A 6,899-nucleotide genomic window follows, 5' to 3' on the forward strand; every position below is an offset into this window, starting at 1 on the left:
TCCCCCACTCCCCCGCTCCCCTCATCTTTAGAGATAAATCACCTTGTTCGGCAAAGCTTGGCAAGCCGGATCGATCGCCCTTCGTGCAGGATAGTAATAGTAGATCGTACAGTCCGCAAAACTATGAGCTTGGCCAACTTTTCCGGCAACAAATCAGCCATTTATCGGTTGCTGCTGGTAATGGCAGCCGGGGTATCCTTTTTAGGAGGCTGCTCACAGCTTCCCAGCGCATCCTCTTCTCAACAGCCTATTGCTCCTATTGCTCCCACTCAGAGCGATGTGGACACTACTACCAGCCGCGCTCTTCCGATAAAAGATGACACAGATACAAACTTTGTTGTCGCCGCCGTCGATAAAGTCGGCCCAGCGGTGGTGCGAATTGATTCTGCACGGACGGTGAGGCGTCAAATACCCGAAGAATATAACGATCCGTTCTTTCGGCGCTTTTTTGGTGGTAATGCACCTGTACCCCCTGCTGAGCGGACTGTGCGGGGAACGGGATCTGGCTTTTTGATCAATACTCAAGGGCAAATCCTCACCAATGCTCATGTGGTAAATGGTGCTGATACGGTGACTGTAACGCTCAGAGATGGTCGCAATTTCCAAGGAAAAGTGCTGGGTGAAGATTCGTTGACCGATATAGCAGTGGTCAAGATTAACGCCAATAGTTTGCCAGTTGTGGCTTTGGGTAATTCCGATTCTTTGCGTCCGGGACAGTGGGCGATCGCGATCGGCAATCCCCTTGGTTTAGATAAAACTGTAACAGTAGGAGTTATTAGCGCCACAGATAGAACCAGCTCGCAAGTCGGCGTTCCCGATAAGCGGATTGGTTTTATTCAAACTGATGCAGCTATTAATCCCGGTAATTCTGGAGGCCCACTGCTAAACGCTCGCGGTGAGGTAATCGGCATCAACACAGCCATCATCGGTGGCGCTCAAGGATTGGGTTTTGCTATTCCTATTAATACAGCCCAAAGAATTGCCGAACAACTAATTGCTAAAGGAAAAGTCGAACATCCTTTTGTGGGAATTCAGATGGCAACTCTGACCCCAGAAATTAAGGAAAGAATCAAAAATGCTTCTAATGGCAACATCAATGTAGATAGAGCGCAAGGAGTTTTAGTTTTCCGCATAGTCCGCAATTCTCCGGCTGAGAAAGCGGGATTGCAGGCAGGAGATGTGATCCAAAAAGTTGACAATCAAGCTGTTACCACAGCTGATAAGGTGCAACAAATTATAGAAACCCGTAAGGTGGGAGATAGCTTGCGGATGGATGTGCAACGTAATGGGGAACCTAAAACTGTACAAGTGCAGCTAGGCGCTTTTCCAGTCCGACAACAACAAGAAGAAGAACCTTAATTGCTAGATAGTCAAGTTCTGCGATCGAACGCTTGACTATTTAGCTATCTGTTAAAATCCAAATCTTTCAGATTGCTCATTTTAACGAACTCGATATGGCTGAAATTCTGCAAGTATCCCAACTCGGAAATCCCGTAATTCGCCAGCAATCGCAACCGATCGCAGATGTGCGCGATCGTCGCATTCAAGAATTAATCGATAATCTGGTGGAAACAGTTATCAAAGAAAATGGTGTTGGCATCGCCGCACCCCAAGTAGGCGAACTCGATCGCTTATTTATCGTCGCCTCTCGTCCCAATCTCAGGTATCCCAACGCACCGAAGATGGAACCAACCGCGATGATTAATCCTCACATTATTGCACATTCCTCTGAGGTAGTCAAAGATTGGGAAGGCTGTCTCTGCATTCCGGGAATTCGCGGTTTGGTGCCGAGATATCAAGCCATAGAAATAGAATATACCGATCGCGATGGCAAGCTGCATCGCCAAGAATTAACAGATTTTGTCGCCCGCATCTTTCAACACGAATACGATCATCTCGATGGTATCGTATTTTTAGATCGTGTGGAAAGTACGCTAGATTTAATGACAGAACAAGAGTATCAGCAGCGCATTGTCATAAATAAATAAAATTTTGAATTGGGCAATTATTGGAAGTGATGAATTGTTACCATTGGTTGTTGTGTTTGAGCTTTTTTGTCAGTCTACCTCCCGATACTAATATCTTTACCTCTCAACGGCAAAACCCACCGTTAACCAACCCGGAGCAGCAGGCATGGATAGAATACGATAACGGTTTTTCTGAGCTTTGTCCAGAGTTTAAAGACGGTCAACGACGATCTCAAAAATGTTCCGAACGCGCCAGACAACGCTTGCGTAACTGGCTGGATAAGCAAGCAGAAACTTGTTTAAAAACAGAAATTCCCAGTGGCGATCCGATAACTACTCGCGGTTGCCATCCTGCTGCTGATGCTGTTTTCAGTTATATCGTTCGCTATCGTGAAAGCGAATAACTATACTGACAATCAAGCGATCCGAAACCCATTCATACAATATCAGCAACTAATTGTCCAATAAATGTAAATATTTTTATCAGAAATTTGCTTTTGTACAGCGATCGATATATTTTTAAGAGGTGCGTCAAAACCAATCAGTAAAACAGGGTAAAATTTGGTTTTGAATTATACTTCGCTCTTAGGGTTCTGTAGGGGTCTGAATCTTTTTGACTAATTTGCGATCGCACCTATTTTAGCTAAAATGATGATGAGCGTGTTTATCCAGTAGTATCGGGTGATAAAGACTGCTAAAAAAGTACTCGATCGCTATAACTAGGAGATAAAAACATGGCAATTAATTTAGAAAAAGGGCAACGAATCTCACTTGCCAAAGAAGCACCAGGACTAACAAAAGTTATGTGCGGATTGGGTTGGGACGTAGCCAAACCAGATGGCAGGAATACTAAAAATTTAGATCTGGATAGCTCAGTTATCTGTTTGGATGCTCAAGGGAAAATCAACGATATAGCCAATGTTGTTTACTTCGGTAATCTATCTCATCGTTCGGGAAGCATTACTCATCTGGGTGATAATCTCACTGGTGAAGGAGAGGGAGATGACGAGCAAATTATCGTAGATTTGACTAAAATTCCCACAGAGATTGCCAGACTTGTGTTTACAGTCAACATTTACGAACCCATCAGTCGAAAACAAGACTTCGCAATGGTAAAAAATGCCTTTGTGCGTCTGGTGAATATGTCCAATAATCAAGAACTCGCCCGGTATAATTTATCAGGTCTTGAATATATGGGGATGACGGGAATGATTATGGCTGAAATTTACAGGCATAATAATGAGTGGAAAATGGGAGCGATCGGCAATGGCGTTAAGGCTAATGGCTTGGAAGATATTGTCAAATCCTATGCTTAAACATTCTCTCACTGCTTAGATTACTCCTGTTTTTCGGTAAAATCAGCTAAACTTCAATACCAAAAAAGTTGTTTTGTTACAAGGAATTAAAACCATGTCAATTGACTTAAGCAAAGGTGGAAGAATTAATCTTTCCAAAGAAGCCCCTAGTTTGAAAAATGTAGGGATTGGTTTGGGATGGGACATTAACGCCACAGACACAGGTTCTGCCTTTGACCTAGATGCTTCTGTATTTATGTTAGGAGCAAATGGAAAAATTCCCAACGACAAATACTTTGTCTTCTACAACAATACAGAATCGCCAGACACTTCTGTAAAACATCTTGGAGATAGCAGAACTGGAGAGGGTGCAGGGGATGATGAAACAATTCAAATTGACTTGTCTAAAGTCGATGCTTCAATTCAAGAAATAGTTTTTATTGTCACGATTCACGAAGCTGATGTCAAAAAGCAAAATTTTGGCCAAGTCAGGAATTCCTTTATAAGAATTTACGACAATTCGACAGAAAACCAAATTGCCAAGTACGAGTTAGAAGAAGATTTTTCTACAGAAACAGCCATTGAGTTTGGCAGGCTGTATAAAAAAGACGGAGATTGGAGATTCCAAGCTGTCGGACAAGGCTATAAAGCAGGTTTGCAGAAATTTGTAGATCAGTATGCCTCTTAGTTGATGCCAGACAACCTCAAAATAATAGAATTTTAAATAAAAGGGGAAAATAGTGATTAAATTCCCCTTTTTACTGTATTTACTGATTACATCCGCTCTAAAACTTGAATTCCCAATAAAGATAATCCTAGCTTTAGAGTTCTGGCAGTTAAATCACAGAGAATCAATCGAGAAGTTCGCACTGGTTCTTCTGATTTAAGCACAGGGCATTGCTCAAAAAATTGGTTGTACTTCTTGCTGAGTTCATACAAATACTCACAAAGTCGATTAGGGAGTAAATCTTGCTCAGCGTTACTCAGGACTTGGCTAACCTGTAATAAATGCTTTGCCAGCGTCAATTCTGCTTCTTCATTTAGCAAGATTTTAGCATCTTTGCCCAGTTTTTCAAAGTCGATATTACCTTTCCGACCGATGCTACGAATCCGAGCATAAGCATAAAGTAAATATGGCGCTGTATTGCCTTGCAGCGATAGCATCTTGTCGTAGCTGAAGACATAATTGCTATTGCGGTTTTGGCTTAAGTCGGCATACTTAACCCCACTAATACCAATTACTTTGCCAACGTTAGCAATAAATTCTTCTGTTTCGGAACGTTCTTCTTCCTTAAGTCTAGCTTCCAAGTCTGCGCGAGCGCGATCGAGCGCTTCATCCAGCAAATCTTTTAATCGCACAGTTTCGCCAGAACGGGTTTTTAGTTTCTTGTTATCTTCACCCAGTACCAAACCAAAAGGAACGTGAATTAATTCTAGGCTATCTGGAATCCAGCCAGAGCGTTTAGCTACCTGAAAAACTTGTGCAAAGTGATTTGCTTGTCCGGCATCAGTAACGTAGATAATGCGATCGGCATCATCTTGCTGAATCCGATAGCGCAAAGCTGCTAAATCTGTAGTGGCGTAGTTATATCCACCATCAGATTTTTGCACGATTAAAGGCAGCGGTTCACCTTCTTTGTTAGTAAATCCTTCCAGAAAAACGCACTTAGCACCGTTATCTTCAACTAATAAACCAGTTTTTTCCAAGTCTTCGACTACAGTTGGTAATAAAGGATTATAGAAAGATTCTCCTCTTTCGATTACCTTGACATCCAACAAGTCGTAAATTACCTGAAATTCTCGCCGCGATTGTTCGCACAGTAATTGCCATGCCCGACGCGAATCTTCATCGCCAGCTTGAAGTTTTACTACTTCTTGACGAGCAGTTTCTTGGAAATTTTCATCTTCATCAAACCGCTGTTTAGCTTTCCGATAAAAACTTACTAAATCACCTAAATCAACTGCATTGGCGGTGGTCAAAGCTGACGGACAAACTTCTCTCAAATAGGCGATTAGCATTCCAAACTGAGTTCCCCAATCGCCCACATGATTCAGCCGCAGGACATCGTGACCCTGAAATTCCAAAATGCGGGCAATGCAATCGCCAATGATAGTCGATCGCAAGTGTCCGACGTGCATTTCTTTAGCAATATTGGGGCTGGAAAAATCGACGATTACTCGCTGAGGATTTTTTGTCGGTGCGATTCCCAAGCGAGAATCTGCCTGGATATCGTTTAGTTGTGCTTCCAGGTATGAAGGCTTGAGTGTGAAATTGATAAAACCCGGCCCCGCTACAGTTGGCGGTTCGCAGATGTCGCTAACATCAATATATTGAACAATTTTTTCTGCGATCGCACGGGGCGGTTGCTTCAATTGCTTAGATAGAGAGAGGGCGGCGTTGGACTGATAATCACCAAATTTTGGATTGCTAGCAGCCACCAGCATTGGGTCTGCCCCAGCAAACTCACTGCCAAAAGCTGCGATCGAAGCCTGCTCAAACTTTGTTTTGAGTTTTTCAAGGGTAGGATTCATTGGTGTTTTGCTGGGAACTCAGACTGCGTGCTTATCTACTCCATCCTACTCATATCTATGTTCATACTCAAATCCAGCCAAGTCGATCGAGTAATGGGCGCACTGCTAGAAATGTAGTCTACGCCAGTTTCAGCCACAGCGCGGATAGTTTCCAGGGTGATGTTGCCCGATGCTTCTATTTTGATGCGATCGTTCTTCTGGCGAATCATCTGCACCGCTTGCTGCATCATACCCAGAGGCATATTGTCCAGCATAATAATGTCTGCACCGTGCTGGATGGCTTCCTGCACTTGATCTGGAGTTTCCGTCTCCACTTCTATAGTTAAGGGATAGGGGATTCGGGAACGGATGAGAGCGATCGCCTTTCCTATACCGCCCGCCGCCTCAATGTGGTTATCCTTAATCATTACCGCATCATCCAGTCCCATACGATGATTAACAGCCCCTCCCACTTGAGTGGCGTACTTTTCCAGTACTCTCAATCCAGGTGTCGTTTTGCGAGTATCCACCAGTTGAGTCGGCAGATCCGCGATTTGCTCGGCATACTTTCTAGTAAGTGTAGCAATGCCACTGAGACGCATAGCGATGTTTAGGGCAACCCGTTCGCCGGAGAGCAGCACATCGAATGGCCCGTGAATGCGAGCCACTACCTGTCCCTTTTGGCATCTATCACCCTCTGCGACGATAGGGACGAAGGTGACTTGATAGTTTAAAAGCTCAAATACTCGTCCTGCGAGGGGTAAGCCAGCCACAATACCCGTTTCTTTCGCAATCCAATCAGCGCGTCCAACTTGGGCTTTTCCTGGGAATAAGCTTTGCGTGGTGCGATCGCCCCGACCGATATCCTCTAACAACCAGCTCTTCAGCACCGGATCTAGCACTATCCAAGGCGGTAAAACAGCTACGGCACTTTCCACAAAAATTTTTTCCTCAATTTTTCTGGCTCTTCAGAGCTAATTTAGATCAAATCGCTCTCCAGGAGAGCGTTTGAGCCATCTAAAAAAAATTTTGCCAAACCGCTTGACACTTCTTGGCAGGCTTGTTACATTAATAAAGCGGCGAGAGAAACGCAGCGAAAGCGGCGGCTCGAAACGCACCGAACCTA

Annotated in this window: 7 protein-coding genes; 5 read left to right on the top strand and 2 right to left on the bottom strand. The window is 43.9% G+C overall.

What is annotated here, in order from left to right:
* Window positions 1-180: 180 nt before the first annotated feature.
* From H6G03_RS36380 to H6G03_RS36400, 5 genes are all read left to right on the top strand, one after another.
* Window positions 181-1,359 (top strand): HhoA/HhoB/HtrA family serine endopeptidase, encoded by a 1,179-nt coding sequence (locus H6G03_RS36380; protein WP_322112036.1) that lies wholly within the window; start codon window positions 181-183, stop codon window positions 1,357-1,359.
* Between the two features lie 95 nt (window positions 1,360-1,454).
* A complete protein-coding gene (gene def, locus H6G03_RS36385) occupies window positions 1,455-1,988 on the top strand; it encodes a peptide deformylase (protein ID WP_190475690.1) in 534 nt (177 codons plus the stop codon).
* A gap of 29 nt (window positions 1,989-2,017) precedes the next feature.
* On the top strand, window positions 2,018-2,371 hold the full coding sequence (locus tag H6G03_RS36390; protein ID WP_190475693.1) for a hypothetical protein: 354 nt from the start codon (window positions 2,018-2,020) through the stop codon (window positions 2,369-2,371).
* Window positions 2,372-2,701: 330 nt separating this feature from the next.
* Window positions 2,702-3,283, top strand: coding sequence for a TerD family protein (locus tag H6G03_RS36395; protein ID WP_190475695.1), 582 nt, complete (start codon window positions 2,702-2,704; stop codon window positions 3,281-3,283).
* Between the two features lie 94 nt (window positions 3,284-3,377).
* The gene (locus H6G03_RS36400; protein WP_190475697.1) at window positions 3,378-3,950 is read left to right on the top strand and encodes a TerD family protein; all 573 of its coding nucleotides are present in this window, start codon (window positions 3,378-3,380) and stop codon (window positions 3,948-3,950) included.
* Between the two features lie 86 nt (window positions 3,951-4,036).
* Here H6G03_RS36400 and argS read toward each other — a convergent pair whose 3' ends face one another.
* A complete protein-coding gene (gene argS / locus H6G03_RS36405) occupies window positions 4,037-5,794 on the bottom strand; it encodes an arginine--tRNA ligase (protein ID WP_190475699.1) in 1,758 nt (585 codons plus the stop codon).
* A 35-nt stretch (window positions 5,795-5,829) separates the two neighbouring features.
* Window positions 5,830-6,711 (bottom strand): carboxylating nicotinate-nucleotide diphosphorylase, encoded by an 882-nt coding sequence (gene nadC / locus H6G03_RS36410; protein ID WP_190475701.1) that lies wholly within the window; start codon window positions 6,709-6,711, stop codon window positions 5,830-5,832.
* Window positions 6,712-6,899: the final 188 nt, after the last annotated feature.

The organism is Aerosakkonema funiforme FACHB-1375, assembly GCF_014696265.1.
Taxonomy (GTDB): Bacteria; Cyanobacteriota; Cyanobacteriia; order Cyanobacteriales; family Aerosakkonemataceae; genus Aerosakkonema; species Aerosakkonema funiforme_A.